This is a genomic window from Lactobacillus sp. CA30L (assembly GCF_059900845.1).
The window spans coordinates 247,241-263,019 of record NZ_JBWXGB010000002.1 but is presented as its reverse complement, the minus strand read 5'-3'; the positions used below and the strand labels follow the sequence as shown (position 1 = coordinate 263,019).

16 protein-coding genes are annotated in these 15,779 nt (G+C 46.9%); 7 read left to right on the top strand and 9 right to left on the bottom strand.

What is annotated here, in order from left to right; genetic code table 11:
* The first annotated feature begins 214 nt into the window (after positions 1-214).
* The 7 genes from AC2JF8_RS03800 (at position 215) to AC2JF8_RS03770 (ending at position 9,312) form a co-directional block, all read left to right on the top strand.
* On the top strand, positions 215-871 hold the full coding sequence (locus AC2JF8_RS03800) for an HAD family hydrolase (protein WP_500761202.1): 657 nt from the start codon (positions 215-217) through the stop codon (positions 869-871).
* 36 nt (positions 872-907) lie between these two features.
* The gene (locus AC2JF8_RS03795; RefSeq protein ID WP_500761200.1) at positions 908-1,489 is read left to right on the top strand and encodes a DJ-1 family glyoxalase III; all 582 of its coding nucleotides are present in this window, start codon (positions 908-910) and stop codon (positions 1,487-1,489) included.
* A gap of 158 nt (positions 1,490-1,647) precedes the next feature.
* Entirely contained in the window at positions 1,648-4,476 is a 2,829-nt protein-coding gene (locus tag AC2JF8_RS03790) for an SLAP domain-containing protein (protein WP_500761198.1), read from the top strand.
* A 205-nt stretch (positions 4,477-4,681) separates the two neighbouring features.
* Positions 4,682-5,758 (top strand): S66 family peptidase, encoded by a 1,077-nt coding sequence (locus tag AC2JF8_RS03785; RefSeq protein ID WP_500761196.1) that lies wholly within the window; start codon positions 4,682-4,684, stop codon positions 5,756-5,758.
* Positions 5,759-5,959: 201 nt separating this feature from the next.
* Positions 5,960-6,643, top strand: a complete 684-nt coding sequence (locus tag AC2JF8_RS03780; protein WP_500729155.1) for an ABC transporter ATP-binding protein — start codon at positions 5,960-5,962, stop codon at positions 6,641-6,643.
* Positions 6,640-7,908: an ABC transporter permease gene (locus AC2JF8_RS03775; protein ID WP_500761194.1), complete on the top strand. Its 1,269-nt coding sequence runs from the start codon at positions 6,640-6,642 to the stop codon at positions 7,906-7,908. Before AC2JF8_RS03780 ends, AC2JF8_RS03775 begins: the two co-directional genes overlap by 4 nt.
* A 186-nt stretch (positions 7,909-8,094) precedes the next feature.
* Entirely contained in the window at positions 8,095-9,312 is a 1,218-nt protein-coding gene (locus AC2JF8_RS03770) for a CPBP family intramembrane glutamic endopeptidase (protein WP_500729157.1), read from the top strand.
* Positions 9,313-9,514: 202 nt separating this feature from the next.
* Here AC2JF8_RS03770 and AC2JF8_RS03765 read toward each other — a convergent pair whose 3' ends face one another.
* The 9 genes from AC2JF8_RS03765 to AC2JF8_RS03725 form a co-directional block, all read right to left on the bottom strand.
* Positions 9,515-9,889 carry a DUF6176 family protein gene (locus AC2JF8_RS03765; RefSeq protein WP_500729158.1) on the bottom strand — a complete coding sequence of 125 codons (375 nt, stop codon included), beginning with the start codon at positions 9,887-9,889 and terminating at the stop codon, positions 9,515-9,517.
* Positions 9,890-10,014: 125 nt separating this feature from the next.
* Positions 10,015-10,410, bottom strand: coding sequence for a 30S ribosomal protein S9 (gene rpsI / locus AC2JF8_RS03760; protein WP_500729159.1), 396 nt, complete (start codon positions 10,408-10,410; stop codon positions 10,015-10,017).
* Between the two features lie 11 nt (positions 10,411-10,421).
* On the bottom strand, positions 10,422-10,865 hold the full coding sequence (gene rplM, locus AC2JF8_RS03755; protein ID WP_500729160.1) for a 50S ribosomal protein L13: 444 nt from the start codon (positions 10,863-10,865) through the stop codon (positions 10,422-10,424).
* A gap of 109 nt (positions 10,866-10,974) precedes the next feature.
* Complete coding sequence (truA, locus tag AC2JF8_RS03750) at positions 10,975-11,757, bottom strand: tRNA pseudouridine(38-40) synthase TruA (protein ID WP_500761192.1); 783 nt, start codon at positions 11,755-11,757, stop codon at positions 10,975-10,977.
* Positions 11,757-12,554 (bottom strand): energy-coupling factor transporter transmembrane component T family protein, encoded by a 798-nt coding sequence (locus tag AC2JF8_RS03745; protein ID WP_500729162.1) that lies wholly within the window; start codon positions 12,552-12,554, stop codon positions 11,757-11,759. The genes truA and AC2JF8_RS03745 overlap by 1 nt, the downstream gene beginning before the upstream one ends.
* A gap of 6 nt (positions 12,555-12,560) precedes the next feature.
* Positions 12,561-13,406, bottom strand: a complete 846-nt coding sequence (locus tag AC2JF8_RS03740) for an energy-coupling factor transporter ATPase (RefSeq protein WP_500729164.1) — start codon at positions 13,404-13,406, stop codon at positions 12,561-12,563.
* Complete coding sequence (locus AC2JF8_RS03735) at positions 13,382-14,242, bottom strand: energy-coupling factor ABC transporter ATP-binding protein (RefSeq protein ID WP_500761189.1); 861 nt, start codon at positions 14,240-14,242, stop codon at positions 13,382-13,384. Before AC2JF8_RS03735 ends, AC2JF8_RS03740 begins: the two co-directional genes overlap by 25 nt.
* Positions 14,243-14,419: 177 nt before the next feature.
* On the bottom strand, positions 14,420-14,803 hold the full coding sequence (gene rplQ / locus AC2JF8_RS03730) for a 50S ribosomal protein L17 (protein ID WP_500729166.1): 384 nt from the start codon (positions 14,801-14,803) through the stop codon (positions 14,420-14,422).
* Between the two features lie 24 nt (positions 14,804-14,827).
* Positions 14,828-15,766 carry a DNA-directed RNA polymerase subunit alpha gene (locus AC2JF8_RS03725; RefSeq protein ID WP_500729167.1) on the bottom strand — a complete coding sequence of 313 codons (939 nt, stop codon included), beginning with the start codon at positions 15,764-15,766 and terminating at the stop codon, positions 14,828-14,830.
* Positions 15,767-15,779: the final 13 nt, after the last annotated feature.

The following is a 15,779-nucleotide window of genomic DNA, read 5'->3' as shown; positions in this document are numbered from 1 at the left end:
TAGATGATATTCTAATTAGATATTTATCTAAATAATATCACGATTATGCCAAAAAGCAATATTTAATTAGCAATATTTGTTAAACGGATAATCGTTGACGACACGGAGGGCTCCAATTGCGCTTGATACCCTAACTTTTAACCACTTGTCGCTTTGATTTGGACCTACAACCCGCTATAATGCAGTTATAAAAATAGGAAGAGGGGCAAGCAACGTGGCAAAATTTGAAACATTAATATTTATTCCCGAGGGCAGCCTGTTGAATGAAAAAGTCGCTGAAGAAAATGCACTCCGGCAGACATTGAAGTTAATGGGCCGTGATTTTGGTCCCGCTGAGCGGCTAAAGTACACGGCGTTGCAGGAACAAGCAAAGATGCTCAGTTTGAGTGACCGCATTACACTGATTTTACAGACTTTCTGGAAAGACGCCTGGCAGGCGGTGCAAGGTACATTTAAGGAAGAACTTCAAAAGCAGGGATGCCTGGTCAAAGAAGCCATTCCCTTCCTGGACGAAGTCAAGGACCAAGTCAACCTAATCCTGCTGGCCAAGGAAGACAAGGCGGCAGCCCGAGCCCGCATGTGGGAGACGGAACTGATGAATTACTTTTCTGCATGCTACTTTCAGGGCGAAATGGCAGCCAGGCTGCCGGACAAGAAGGTACTCACAACTATTGTAGCGGAGCAGCAGGTGATGCCGACAACCTGCCTAGTAATCGGAACCGACTTAACGGAAGAAATTCTGGGCGCAGAGAATGCCCACCTGCAGTCTTTATGGTTGGCCCCTAAACGGGTCAAAATGCCAATCAGTCCGCGCCCCACGCTCCACCTGAACAAGCTAAGCGATTTATTGTTTTACCTGGAGCTAAATTAGCTTGTATAATGAAAGAAAAGATTGTGAGGTACAAAGATGACAAAAGTTGCAGTAGTGTTTGCGAATGGTTGTGAAGAGGTCGAGGGCCTTAGTATTATCGATGTCTTGCGCCGCCTGAAGATCCAGGCAGACATGGTTGGTCTGACCGCTAAGACAGTCACAGGTGATCATATGATTAAATTGACCTGCGATCAGGTAGTCGACGATGGGCTGCTGGAATACGACCTCGTAGCCTTCCCCGGTGGCAAAACAGGCGCCGAAAATCTGCGTGACAACGCCAAGTTACGTGAACTGATGATTAAAAGAAGCGAGGCGGGCAAGTGGGATGCCGCAATGTGTGCTGCTCCCATCGCCTTAGCACGTTATGGCGTTCTGAAAGAGGCAAACTACACCTGTTACCCCGGCTTTGAGACACAGACCAAGCTAGATGCGCCTGATGGCCACTACCAACAACAAATCACGGTAACTGATAAAGACCACAAAATAATTACTAGCCGTGGACCCGCAACTGCTTGGGCCTTTGCCTATGCCATCGCCGAGGCCTTAGGCATCAATACGTCTGCCTTGAAGCAAGGCATGCTCTACAATTACCTGGCAGACAACATTAAGAATAATTAATCTTTCGTGATAGAGTACTAGATACAACTTAATGCCAAAAAATAATAAATTAGCAAAGTAAAAAGCTGAGCTATTTCTTATAAGTTGTATGCTTGGTTATTTTAATTCAAACGTTATATAATATAACTGTATAGAAATATACCAGGAGAGTTAAAATTATGAACAATTTCAAAAATTATAATGGCAAGAAGGTATTGCTTACTAGCGCAGCAGCCGCTACTCTCAGTGTCTTGCTCCTTACCAGTCAAAAACCCGCTAAGGCCGCAACTATTGCACGTAGTATGCAACGAACCACAAATATAAATTCTGCAGTTGTGCATCATTCATCTAATTCTGCTGCAAGTAATCAAGCTGCAGCAAGCACCAAGGTCTCTGCTGAACCAGAAACTACCGAAGATGATGATAGCAAGCTGATTAAAGTCACTGCCCACTATCTGGACCAGGACGGCAAGCCAATTGCTGCTGCTCCAGACGAAATTATCAAGGGTAAGATCGGTGACAACTATCCGGACAAGCAAATCCCAGGTTACACTTTTGTCAGCAAGTCGAGTGCAGCATTTTCTGGTCAAGAAAGCACAGTTACATACACCTACAAGGCACAAAAATCTGGACACCTTAAAGCAAGGGACACAAAGTCGATTGAAGACTTGATGCCAGATGAAAATCTGCGAAAATCGATTGCCCTATATTTGGGGAAGCCCGTTAACCAGTTGGTTAAAGATGATATTGTCAATTTAACTGAACTTAGTATGCCGCAACAAATTTGGAACAGTAAGGATGTCTACCTTACTGCCCTTAAGGTTAAGAGTCTGAAGGGGCTCGAAGTGGCTAAGAATCTGACTAATATCAACTGGGCGCAAGACACCAACCTGAATTTGCAATACTTTAGTACTCCACTAGTACAATCCGCTTTGACTGATATCAGCGCCCTCCAGGGATTAGATAAACTAAAAGAAGTTAACTTCCACGGTCAGGATATTTATGATATCTCCGCTTTGGCTGATAAAAAACAGCTCTCTAACTTAGATATTGGTTACAACCATATCACTGACTTTACTCCCTTAAAGACAGATACAGCTCTACAAACTTCTACAGCTGCTTACTATCAAACCTTCGTCTCACCAACACTTAAACTTGCTCTTGGCACAACTACATATACAACTGGCCCTTTTAATCTTCTAGATATCGACGGCGCTAATATGCTGTTACGGGTAGCTAATACTGATGACGCTAAACATGATCGCTATGTTAGATACTACCTCAGTACGCAGCCTGGCCAACTTAGCGGAGATGGTAAGAGCATTGAATGGGATTTGTCGGGTAAGTCTGCAGGCTTCAAAGGCTACATGACCATCAACTATAAAGGAAAATTTTTAGGTGGATCTGGCTGGCCTTCAGGTGGTTGGATAATTATTCCATTTGAAATTACCAACTCTTCTGTCAATATTCACTATCTTGACCATGATACCGGCGCAATGATTGCCCCTGATGGGTCTTTAACAGGCAGTATCGGTGATAATATTCCGCTTAATGATGCCATCATCAATATTCCCAATTACACTTTTACCAATCAAATTGGCGTTGATGATCCAGGCAGTTACACTGGTAAATTTACTAATAAGGTCCAGAACATCACCTTCTATTACACCCATAACCATGCCGGCAACATCATTGCTCACTATGTCGATGAAGCAGGCAATCAGTTAGCAAATGACGACATAATCACGGGTAATTACGCCGGAGATCCATTTACGCCGCAGCCAAAGAGTATTCCTGGTTACGCTTACAAGGGCACCATGGGTGCGACACCGACGGAGTTTACTAAGGACCAGCAAGAAGTCACCTATGTTTATTCCAACCAAGTTTCTGTAACTGCCCACTATGTTGACCAAAACAACCAGCCAATTGCTTCAGCACCAGATGAAACAATCACGGGCAAGATCGGTGACAACTATCCGGACAAGCAAATTCCAGGTTACACTTTTGTCAGCAAGTCGAGTGACAAATTCTCTGATACGGAGACTGAAGTTACCTACACCTATAAAAAGGCCTCGAGCAATGTCCCGACCAACCCAACTAACCCAACTAACCCAACTAACCCAACTAATCCGACTAATCCGGTCAGTCCGGCAGTTCCAGCAGGTAATGGAAGCAATGGCACAGATAATGCTATTGTCGATCAAGTTACAGCTAAAAAAGTCATCTTAATGCACAATGGTTATCTGTATAATCATGAAGGCAAGCGAGCCAATAAGGTTGTGCTCAAAGCCGGTTCTGTTTTAAATGTTTATGGTCATGCGACTATTGCAGACCGAGCCTACTATGTCCTGATTGACCATGGTGCTGATGATAAAAAATACTATGTGGCGACGGGCAACATTGACGCCACTATGCGTACCCTGAAGCACAATGCCTTTATCTACAACCGGTATGGCAAACGCGTGAAGCACTCTAAAGTCCTCAAAAAGGGGCAGTTAGTTGATACTTATGGCGATCCCATCAAGATTCGCGGTCATAAGTACTACATCGTTGCACACAACCGTTTTGTAAAGGTCGCTAACTTCCCAGCAGCAACCGCAAAGGCAAAGAAACTAATTCAGGGTGCTAACGAGGGTAATTCGGTTAACTTAATCGAAAAGAACATTATGCACAATGCCTACCTCTACAACAAACAGGGCAAGCGCGACAACGGCGTAATTATCGCAGCGGGCTCAAAAGTCAAGACAACGGGCAAGGACAAAATCAACGGCAAAACTTACTATGCATTGCCTGATGGCCTGTACATTGCAGCCGGCAACATCGATGGCAAGAAGTTGAGGCTCAAGCACAACGCCTATATTTACAACCAATACGGCAATCGTCATGGCAGAAAGGTGCTGAAGAAACGGCGCTCGGTTAGAACTTACGGCAGCGCAGTATCAATTAAGCATAAGCAATACTACATTGTTGCCCTGAATCGCTACGTCAAAAAAGCAAATTTTAAATAGTCAAACATCATAATACATTATCAATATAACAAGTACTCCTAACTGCCGAAATAGCTGTGGGGAGCACTTTTTCTTTTCTGCTGCGCAAGCCTAATGATTAAATTGACTTCAGCTTTTCAGCAGAATACAATTAGTCATTAATATACTGGTTAAGGTGCTCTAATTTCGAATAATGGCCGGCACTACTTAAGAAAGGAATGTAATCATGCTTGCAAAACCTCCTTCCCTAAAAGCAGGTGACAAAATCGCAATTGTCAGTCTTTCGCGCGGCGTACTAGGCGAAAATTTTGCTGCTCATCAACGCCGGCTGGGCGAACAGCGTCTTAAAGAATTGGGACTTATCCCTGTGTATATGCCTAATAGCCTCCGCGGCATTGCTTATTTGGATGCTCATCCAGAGGCACGCGCTGCTGACCTCAAGGAAGCCTTCCTCAATCCCGCGATCAAGGGTATCTTTGCGGCAATTGGTGGTGATGACACCTACCGGCTTCTGCCCTATTTAATGGCAGATACTGAATTTACCACTACCGTACGCAATCACCCCAGACTTTTTACCGGCTTCTCGGACACCACCAACAACCATTTGATGTTTTACCGTTTAGGAATGCAAAGTTTCTATTGTCCTAGTTTTCTGAACGACCTGGCCGAGCTCGATAACAAGCTGCTTCCCTATACCCAAAAAACGCTGGAACACTTTTTTGACAATTCACCAACCACTGCCATCACAGCCAGTGAAACTTGGTATGAAGAACGCACCGACTTTTCGCCTGCTGCACTGGGAACGCCTCGGGTCAGTCACCCCGACACAGGGTATCAGGTCTTGCGTGGCCGGGGGCAAATACAGGGGCGCCTGTGGGGCGGCTGCATTGATACGTTGTACGATGACCTGACCACGACCCGCTATGCTGATGAGGCAGAGATTATTCGGCGTTACCACTTGATACTATCGCAAGAAGAAGCTAGGACAGCGGTGCTTTTTATTGAAAGCAGCGAAGAATGTCCCCCACCCGCGCTTTACCGCAAGATGCTCGCGAAATTAGACAAGGCCGGCATATTGGCGGCGGTTCGGGGCATCATTGTGGGCAAGCCTCAGAACAAGAAGTACTACGAGGAGTACCAGCAAGAATTGCTTAGGGCAACACAGGAATACGGAACGCCCATTCTTTACAACCTTAACTTTGGTCATGCATACCCGCACGCTGCCCTGCCATACGGAATTCAGGTGCAGCTCGATTTCGACCAGCGCCGGGTCACTATTCTTGAGCCTTATTTTTCTAATTAGCTTATTGATCGCAAAGAAGCAGCTGTCAAGCTGCTTTTTTTATTGCTTTTTAGTTTAATCGTGGTAATATTTAGAAAAATATCTAAATAGTTTTATGAAGATTACAAGGGTGCCTGTGCAATATTTTTTAAAAAAATATTGTCATTCGTCAAAATTGGTGTATTATATTTGTATAACACTAATACAAAAGGGGAGTAACAAATGAGTTTACTAGAAACACGCGCAGTAACGCGGACATATGGCAAGGGCGCAACGAAATTCGACGCGTTGCGCGGAATCAGCTTACAGATCAACAAGGGTGAGTCAATTGCCATCATTGGTAAAAGTGGCTCGGGCAAAACAACCTTGATGCATATTATGGCACTGCTTGACCACCCTACTTCGGGGAGCGTGCTGCTCAACGATGAGCCGACCAGCAAGTTCAAGGCACGGGCCTTAAACAAATTGCGCAACCAAACCTTCGGCTTCGTCTTTCAGCAGTTTTTTCTAAACGCACAAGACAGTGTGCTGGAAAATGTTATGCTGCCCCTAAAAATTGCCGGCATCACCGGTAAAAGGCGTCGTGAACTGGCGCTTGAGGCTATCAAAAGCGTTGACCTGGAGAGCAAGGCCCAAAACAAGGCCAGTGCCCTGTCGGGCGGACAGAAGCAGCGGGTCTGCATCGCCCGCGCACTGGTCAACAACCCCCAGATTATTTTTGCCGATGAACCGACGGGCAATTTGGATTCAACAACGGGAAAAATGGTTGAGGACACGCTGTTCAAACTGAAACAGGAAAAAGGAATTACGCTGATTATCGTCACCCACGATCCCGACCTTGCGCAAAAGTGCGAACGCCAAATTCAAATTAAAGACGGTCAAGTTGTCGAAGGAGGCCAACAATGAAATTTCACGATCTTTTAAACTCAGCAGCAACCAACCTGTGGCACAACAAGGGCAGGACATTGCTAACAATTATCGCGGTGCTGATCGGCTCGCTCACAATCAGTTTTACGATGGGCATCAACAACGGCGTTAACGATTATTTGAAAAAACAAATCGGTAACGTTGGCAATACCGAGCAAATGTTGATTTCGCCCGCAGCTTCCGGCGGCGGCAATAGCAACACGCCGGAAAAATATGATCCCAATAAGAGCAGTCAAAATACCGATAGAATGATGACCAATAAGGATGTCAAGAAGATCAAAACGGTTAAAGGCGTCAAGGACGTCAAGGCCTTAAAAGACAGCAGCGTCCAGTACGTTCAGGGGCCCAACAAGACCAAGTATGTTTTGGACGCCCAGGTGACTCTTGGCGTTGACTACGACCTAAAGGCTGGCCGGCAGGTTGCAACTTCAGGAAAGAGCCAGGAAATTCTCCTCACCAAGCAGATGGCCAAGGCATTTGGCTACAAGAGTGCACAAAAGGCCTTGGGCCAGAAACTTAAACTCGTCACGGTTTCGCCAATAACCAAAAAGACCACTACGATTAACCCCACGGTTGTTGGCGTGCGCAACGACAGCATGGTCAATAGCGGCCAGGGCGTATACAGCCAGGGCTTAAACGAAAAGATTGTCGCCGCCAACCAGGCGGGCATGCCTAAAGCACTGCGCGAGCGTTACGTTGAAGTTTTAGCAACGCCAACCAGCAAAGATCCTGACAAAATTGCAGCCATCGAGGATAAGTTTACCAAAAAAGGCTACAGTGCAATGACGCTGAAAGATGCCGTCAAGCAATTGTTTACCACCTTCAACGCGGCCACCGGCATCCTGATTGTCTTTGGTGCCATCGCGTTGGTCGCCGCCAGTTTCGGCGTAATCAACACCCTGTTCATGTCGGTGCGGGACCGGACCCGGGAAATTGGTCTTATGAAGGCACTTGGATTGAGTCGCGGCAAGGTCTTCTCGATCTTTAGCTACGAAGCTATACTAATCGGCCTGGTTGGCTCTGTCTTAGGCTTATTAGCCGCAATGGGGCTGGGACAGCTTTTGAACCGGGTAGCCAGCCAAACCTTCCTTAAGGGAATTGACGGTTTCACTTTAGTTCAGTTTAACTGGGGCGGCAGCCTGATCATCATCGGCGTTATCTGCCTGATTACCTTCCTAGCCGGTACCTTGCCGGCGAAACGTGCGGCTAGGCTTGATCCCATCACCGCTTTACGGTACGAATAAACCCAATTTTATTCAAAGAATGCGTCGAATGCGTGCAGCCCACAAGCTCACGCATTCTTCATTGCCAGCAAACGCTTGTCGTGGCCGTGCCGGTTTCACTTTTACCTTGCTTCAAACGCAGCAGATACAACCCGGGCAAATTTAAAATTGCCCATACGACCAAATTAACGAAGGAGAAAAAATATCATGTTTTCAGAACACGCACTCAAAAAATTCCACCTCGTGCAGACCAGTGGACAGCTCATTGTCTTGTTGCTTTGCGGCGTGCTGGGTCTTGTTAATACAGGACTTTTCAAGCAGTCGCAGATGCTTGTGCTATTAGCCTGCTTAGCGTTGACACTCCTGGAGTTTACCCTGCTTGTGCCGGAAGAGGTGCAGCCCCCAAAATGGCGGTCAGTTAGCCACTACCTGGAGACAATCGTGATTTGCTACGCGCTGCCGCAGAGTTTATTCTTTCTGACGCAAGTGTTGAACCATTATCACTTGGTCAACATGACCTTGTGGATGGTCCTGATTACCCTCTACTCTCTTGTCATGTACATTCCAATGGCCGCGTTGGCGCTCAGAAAAGTCAAGAACAACTGGGGCAGGATTATCCTTTTGGGCTGGTTCATTTTTGATTCAGCCATTGGCACACCCAGCATTATCGCTGGTTCCCTGCCCTATGCCAAAATTCTCATGCAGCTGAACAATTCGGGCTTCTCCGGCACCTTCGTTTTAATCATTGTGACGTTAATCGTTATGTCCGACTGGAAAATCCAAAGGCCGCACTTTACGTTTAGTCGCCACAGTTCTTTTTGGGTCAGCAGCTTGATCGTGCTGCTTCTGGCCGCACATTTATGTTTTATACTTCTTCCTACCTTGGTTGATGCGCTCCATTCAGGTTCCGTTTTAAACTATTACCTGGGAAAAATCAGCGGTGGCATTGTATTCACCAGCTTTGAGGCCGGCATTGCGGAGGAGTGGCTGATGCGCTTCATCGTGATAGCGCTTCTGGCCCAGATTTTTGCCCACAACCGCTACCGGATCTACCTCATTGTGTTATTCGATGGTCTCCTCTTTGGCCTATGGCATTTGTCGAACGTCCGTTACCAAACGCTTTCGGCCACCCTCATGCAGGTAGTCGCCATTGGCGGGTGGACGCTGGTTATCAGCGCCGTCTACCTCTACACGCACGCGCTGCTGTTGACGATGGTTTACCATGGCCTATATGATTTCATCCTGTTTTTCAGGAATAGTGGAATCGACAGTACGGGCAATGCGGTGCGCAGCACCACGTCCCCCACCGCCTACCAGTGGCAAGTCACCTTGATTATGGTGGCAATCTACTTCGTCATTGCTTTAATTATTATTAGCGGCAAGCGAAAACATCAGGCAATCGAGGACAACCTCGCAAGCATGTAGTTGCCGTTTCCACAAATCAAAGGCCTGGAGCAAGTTATTCCAGCCTGCAAAAAAAAGACGTTGAGCAGTCAAGCCCAACGCCTTTTTGCATATTCACATTATCCCTATCTTGCTGGTACCGCCGCACGTATTACGGGCAGAGGTAAGGCCCAAAAGCTGACGTCCCGCAGCGCACGCAAGACATCAAACTGGCGCCCCGGGGCTAACGCTGATCGTTGTCCGGTGTCTTGGCAATCGCCTTCTCAATCTCAGGCGCCAGCAGGTTCTGTTCCAGAATCATGTCAACGGGACGGTAGCTCTCATCGATGCAGGCGTTCCAGTACTCCAGGTGCTTCTGGTCAATGTAGCTGGTCGATTCCTCCACGGCACTGCCGCCGTCGCCCTGAATTGAATACCAGTAGAAGTAAGTATAGCCGTCGCCATTCTCCTCTTTGAACACAGACTCAACGTACATGCGCTCGCCCGCCATCGTGGCGACAGTATCGTCATGGTGGTCATTGAGAAAGTCCATCCATTCCTGGGCCTCAGTTTCCTTGCCCCTTTTAATCCTGAACCTGGTTAACTCAACCCTCGTCATTGCGCTCCCTCTCCTAAACTCCGACTTTAATTATTATTTTTACAGCTTATACAAAAAGCACCAACTTATGCTGGTGCTTTAAAGTTAACTTAAACGTTAAGATCCAGCCTAAGGCTGAGCAAAAATTAACGCTTACTGAATTGTGAAGCTTTACGGGCCTTCTTGAGACCTGGCTTCTTACGTTCAACCATTCTCGGGTCACGGGTCAAGAATCCGGCCTTCTTGAGTGGTCCACGGAAGTCTGGGTCCACTTCAAGGAGTGCTCTTGCAACACCCAAACGGATTGCACCGGCTTGACCGGCGAATCCACCACCGTTGACGTTAACCATAACGTCGTATTGGCTTTCAGTTTCGGTCAGTGTCAGCGGTTGCTTCAAGTCCTTAACCAGGTTAGGGAACGGAATGTATTGGTCAACATCCTTGTTATTAACAGTAATTTTTCCAGTGCCTGGTACTAAACGGACACGCGCAACTGAATTCTTGCGCCGACCAGTACCTGCATATGCAACTTGTTGTGCCATTGTTTAACCTCCTAGATTAACTTGTTAATGTCTAATTTTTCGGGTTGTTGTGCTTCATGCTTGTGCTCAGCATCAGCATATACGTGCATCTTCAAGAATTCTTGGTGACCCAGAGTGTTCTTCGGAAGCATCCCTTTAACTGACAATTCAACTAATCTAACCGGGTTGTTGGCAAGCAGCTTGCCAGCTGGAGTAGCCTTGATGCCGCCAAGTGTACCAGAGTGGTGGTAATAAATCTTGTCGGTGGCCTTTTTGCCAGTCAACTTGATTTTACCAGCATTGACAACAATAACGTTGTCGCCAGTGTCAACATTAGGCGTGTACTGTGGCTTGTTCTTGCCCCTTAAAATAGTTGCTACTGCGGTAGACAGACGGCCTAAAGGCACATCGGTTGCGTCAATAACATACCATTTACGGTCAATTTCATTAGGTTTTGCTAACTGTGTAGTACGCAATTTAATTTCCTCCGTTTATACGTTGTTCGTAAACAATAAGATTCCGGGGCCTATCGTGGACAAACATACTTAACTATGATACTTCCTTTAGACAAAATTGTCAATATTATTAGCAATCCAGCCGGTATTTTTCGGGAATGTCATCGTAAAAAACATGATACAAAAACAACCCGCTGGCCTGTGCTGTTTCTCTAACCTGTTCACGATCACGTGCCATTATTACCCGGGGAATATCATCAACCGGTCTCTTGCCCCGGCCAATTTCAAGCAGCAACGCCACTAAAATGCGCACCATGTTGTATAAAAAGCCCGAGCAGATAAAGTCAAAAATTACTTCATTAGCATCGTCAGCCCTTTCAACGTTAACGTAGTACATTGTCCGAACCTTGTTTTTGATCTGTCCGCCACTTGCGGCAAAGCTGGTAAAATCATGCGTCCCGAGCAGATCACGCGCTGCCCTCCTCATCTTCTCGACGTCAACCGGATAATGATAATGGCCCGTATAGAAGCGCTTGAAGGGATCGACGAACCGGTCCAAGCTTACCCGGTAGCGGTACCACTTCCCCTTTGCGCTGTAGCGCACGTGAAAATTTTCGTTCACGATTTCGCTGTCCTTAAAGACGACGTCAAGTGGCATGATTGAATTAAGTGCATATAGCATTCTTTCGGGGGGCAGTGGATTCCCGAGGTAATCAAAATGGATAACCTGGCCCAGGGCGTGCACGCCCGCATCGGTTCTTCCCGAGCCCTCTACGGGGATAAATGTACCCTTGGTCATCTTGGTCAGGGCCGCTTCAACTGTGCCCTGAACAGTTCGCTGGTGGGGCTGGGACTGAAAGCCGTGAAAGAGGTGCCCATCATATGCAAGCGTCATTTTGTATCTTGTCTTCATTACCGTGTCCTAAAAATCAATAGCAGTATGACTAAAAGTGCAAAGTATGCCAGGTTGTATAGGTCCGCACTCGACCAGTGCAGCACCCGAAACTTGGACCTCCCCCGATCTCCCTTGTAACCGCGTGATTCCATTGCCGTTGACAAATCCACCGCCGTCTGCAGCGAGTTGATGAATAACGGAATCAGGAGGGGCGTTATCGCCTTAGCACGGGTAACCAGCCCGCCGTTGTTGAAGTCGGCGCCGCGAGACCGCTGAGCATTCATAATTTTAAACGTTTGGTCAAACAGCGTGGGCACAAAACGGAGGGCAATTGACATCACGAGGGCAATTTTGTCAACGGGCACCCGGAACAACCTCAGCGGTTTTAGCATCCATTCGATTGCATCCGCAATTTCTAGCGGCATCGTCGTCACCGTCATCACCGTCGAAACCAGGATAATCACGGTGAAACGGATAAAGATAAAAATGGCATTGGTTATGCCGTAACTGGTGATGGCAAATATGCCCCACTGCCAGTAAACCTTTCCCCCCACCGTGAAAAACAGCTGCAAAAAAGACGTGAAGAGAATCAGCCAAATCAGCGGTTTGACGCCATCCCAGAAAACCCTGGGCTTCAATCTGGTGGCTGCAACCGCAATGAAGCTAAAGGCCGTGATGATTGCGTAAGTTGCCGCGTTATTGGCCATAAAAATGACTAAAATGAAGAGGATAGTTGCCAGCAGCTTGCCCCGCGGGTCCATCTTGTAAACGAGCGTATCGCCAGCGATGTAACGTCCTATTAAAATTTTGCTCACAAGTGCTCACCTCCCTAAGTTCTTGGTAATGCCCTGAATCAGCGCGCCCACCGTCAGTGGTGGATTGACAAAGTCATAATTGGTCAACTTCGATGCGAACAGCGAAGCCTTGGGTTCCTCCAAGTGGTGAACCCTAAGCCAGTCACGGTCTTTGAAGACCTCACCCGGGCCCGCGTGCTTAATTAGCCGGCCGTGTTCCATCACCAAGACATCATCGGCATAGTTGGCCACGTCGTCCATGTTGTGCGTTACCAAAATGACCGTGTGCCCCTCCTTTCGATATTGTGAAAAGAGGGTCATCATTTGCTCACGCGCCCGGGGATCAAGGCCGGCGGCCGGCTCATCGAGGCAAAGGATGTCCGGCTCGTACGCCAAAACGCCCGCAATCGCCACGCGGCGCATTTGGCCACCAGAAAGTTCAAACGGCGACCTTTGGCCTATTTCCGGAGGCAGCCCGACCTTCTCAAGCCAGTTCGCAGCGCTCTTCTTAGCCTGCTCAGCAGTATAGCCAAAGTTCTTGGGACCAAAGGCAATATCATCAAGAACCGTATTTTCAAACAACTGCGTTTCCGGAAATTGAAACACGAGGCTAACATGCTGACGCAGTGCCTTAAGGTGCTTATTGGTCGTATCCGGTGTAATATGCGTGCCCGCAATTTCAATATGACCGCTTGTCGGTTTTAACAGGGCGTTGAAGTGCTGCATCAGAGTCGACTTGCCGCTGCCCGTATGGCCAATTATTGCAGTGAACGAGCCCTCGTTCAGTTCAAAGCTGACGTCTTCCAGGCCCTTCTTCTCAAGCGGGGAATCGGGCGAGTACGTGTAGCTTACTTTTTCGAATTTAATTGACATAAGTATTTGATCAACTCTTTTTCTGTATCAAGGCCACCGGAAAGCGCAATGCCCCTATCCTCCAGTGCCTCCTTAATTTGGGCAAAGAAGGGTACGTCAAGTCCCAGCTTTTTTAAAAGCTTAGACTGGCTGAAAACATCAGTGGTGAACCCTTGCGTAATTAGCCGGCCATCGCTCATTACCAGCACCTGGTCCGCCAAGTTGGCCTCATCAATGTCGTGCGTGATGGAAATAACCGTCAGGTCATACTCTTCCTTCATTTGACTGACTATTTGCAAAATATTGTCCCGACCTTCCGGATCAAGCATTGACGTTGCCTCGTCAAGAATAATTATCCGGGGCCTGATAGCTAAGATTCCGGCGATTGCCACACGCTGTTTTTGCCCGCCCGACAGACTGGCCGGCTCTGCATTGGCATAGTCAGACATTCCGACTGCCGCAATTGCCGCAGGAACAATCTTGATCATTTGCTCGCGGGGCACCCCCCTGTTCTCCAGGCCAAAGGCAACATCGTCGGCAACCGTGGCTCCGACAAACTGGTTATCGGGATTTTGAAATACCACTCCAACTTTATCACGAATGCTCCACACTGTCTCATCATTGAGTTCGGTGCCGTCGACCTCAATCGCCGGCTTGCCCTTCTCGTCCGGTACCAGCAGCCCGTTGATCAACCTGATAATCGTCGACTTGCCGCTGCCGTTATGACCAATGATGGCGGTCCAGGACCCCCGCTTAACATCAAAGCTGATGTTATCAATCGCCGGGGTATCTGCCTCGGGGTAAGTAAAACTTACATTGCGAATTCTTATAATATTATCTGCATTATCTGCCGCCATACTCTCACCATCCTAAAAAGTCTGACTCAATTGTAACAAAAAAAACCAAAAAAAATCACCCATGAAGAGGGATAATGAGTAATTATCTAAGCTAGACTAAACTTTCGTCATCATCTTAACGCTTATTCTCACTTTCAAGGGTAATTCTTAATAGCTATTAAGTTCGGTTGTCTTAAATTAAACTAATTCAAGGATAACCATTGGGGCAGCATCACCCTTGCGGGCATTTGCTAACTTCATAATTCTGGTGTATCCACCATTGCGTTCTTTGTAACGCGGTGCGACATCGCTAAAGAGCTTTTGCAGGGCAGACTTAACTACTACTGCATCTCCTTCTTCTTTGATATCAGCAACTTCATTGCGGACAAAAGCAGCAGCCTTTCTCCTAGCGGCTAAATCTCCCCGCTTGCCCAAAGTAATCATTCTTTCGGCAGTTTTGCGTACTTCTTTGGCACGGGTTTCAGTCGTAACAATGCGTTCCTTCATGATCAATTGCGTGGTCATTTCTCTCAGCATTGCTTTTCTATGAGCACTGTCGACCCCTAATTTACGGTATGCCATCAGTTTACCTCCTTTTATTTTCAATTAATCTTCTTGACGAAGTGAAAGTCCTAAGTCAGCTAATTTGTTTTTAACTTCTTCCAATGATTTTCTGCCCAAGTTGCGTACCCGCATCATATCCGCTTCGGTCTTGTCAGTTAACTCCTGCAGGGTATTAATTCCGGCTCGCTTGAGGCAGTTGTATGAACGAACGGACAAATCGAGCTCTTCAATCGTCATTTCGAGCTTCTTCTCGACTTTGTCGTCCTCTTTTTCAACCATTACATCATTGAATTTAGTCTTTGCATCAGCAGTTTCAAACACCTTAAAGTGTTCCACCAAAATCTTGGCGGCAAAACTCAGGGCGTCACTAGGCTTGATTGAACCATCAGTCCAAATCTCTAAAGTGAGCTTGTCAAAATCGTCTCTTTTACCAACACGCGTTGATTCAACCTGGTAATTGACTTTTTCAATTGGTGAAAAAAGGGAATCAACTGGAATGACGCCAATTGGCATGTCATCACTCTTGTTGTCGCTTGCAGCTACGTAGCCGCGACCATTAGTGACCGCGATCTGCATGTGCAGGTGACCACCGTCAGCGATGGTACAAATATACTGGTCAGGATTCAAGATTTGAATGTCCGCGTCAGCCTTGAGGTCGTCAGCCGTAACGGTTGTCGGTCCCTCAACGTCCAACTCAATAATTTTTTGTTCATCAGAAAAAGACTTTAATTCAAGTTTCTTCAGGTTCAAGATAATCTTAGCAACGTCTTCTTTTACGCCAGGAATGGTTGAGAATTCGTGTAAGACATCGTCAATTTGAATATAAACAAGTCCTGTACCCGGGATAGATGTCAGTAAAACTCTACGTAATGAATTACCTAAAGTAGTACCAAAGCCTCGTTCAAGTGGTTCAATAACAAATTTACCATAAGACTTCTCTTGGTCCACAACGGTAATATTTGGTTTTTCAAATTCAATCATTACTAGGCCCCTC

Coding starts and splice junctions, on each gene's coding strand:
- rpsI (WP_500729159.1), bottom strand. CDS start 10,410: ATGGCACAACAAGTTGCATATGCAGGTACTGGTCGGCGCAAGAATTCA.
- AC2JF8_RS03725 (WP_500729167.1), bottom strand. CDS start 15,766: ATGATTGAATTTGAAAAACCAAATATTACCGTTGTGGACCAAGAGAAG.
- AC2JF8_RS03765 (WP_500729158.1), bottom strand. CDS start 9,889: ATGACGAGGGTTGAGTTAACCAGGTTCAGGATTAAAAGGGGCAAGGAA.
- rplQ (WP_500729166.1), bottom strand. CDS start 14,803: ATGGCATACCGTAAATTAGGGGTCGACAGTGCTCATAGAAAAGCAATG.
- AC2JF8_RS03735 (WP_500761189.1), bottom strand. CDS start 14,242: ATGGCGGCAGATAATGCAGATAATATTATAAGAATTCGCAATGTAAGT.
- AC2JF8_RS03790 (WP_500761198.1), top strand. CDS start 1,648: ATGAACAATTTCAAAAATTATAATGGCAAGAAGGTATTGCTTACTAGC.
- AC2JF8_RS03770 (WP_500729157.1), top strand. CDS start 8,095: ATGTTTTCAGAACACGCACTCAAAAAATTCCACCTCGTGCAGACCAGT.
- AC2JF8_RS03780 (WP_500729155.1), top strand. CDS start 5,960: ATGAGTTTACTAGAAACACGCGCAGTAACGCGGACATATGGCAAGGGC.
- AC2JF8_RS03775 (WP_500761194.1), top strand. CDS start 6,640: ATGAAATTTCACGATCTTTTAAACTCAGCAGCAACCAACCTGTGGCAC.
- AC2JF8_RS03740 (WP_500729164.1), bottom strand. CDS start 13,406: ATGTCAATTAAATTCGAAAAAGTAAGCTACACGTACTCGCCCGATTCC.
- truA (WP_500761192.1), bottom strand. CDS start 11,757: ATGAAGACAAGATACAAAATGACGCTTGCATATGATGGGCACCTCTTT.
- AC2JF8_RS03785 (WP_500761196.1), top strand. CDS start 4,682: ATGCTTGCAAAACCTCCTTCCCTAAAAGCAGGTGACAAAATCGCAATT.
- AC2JF8_RS03795 (WP_500761200.1), top strand. CDS start 908: ATGACAAAAGTTGCAGTAGTGTTTGCGAATGGTTGTGAAGAGGTCGAG.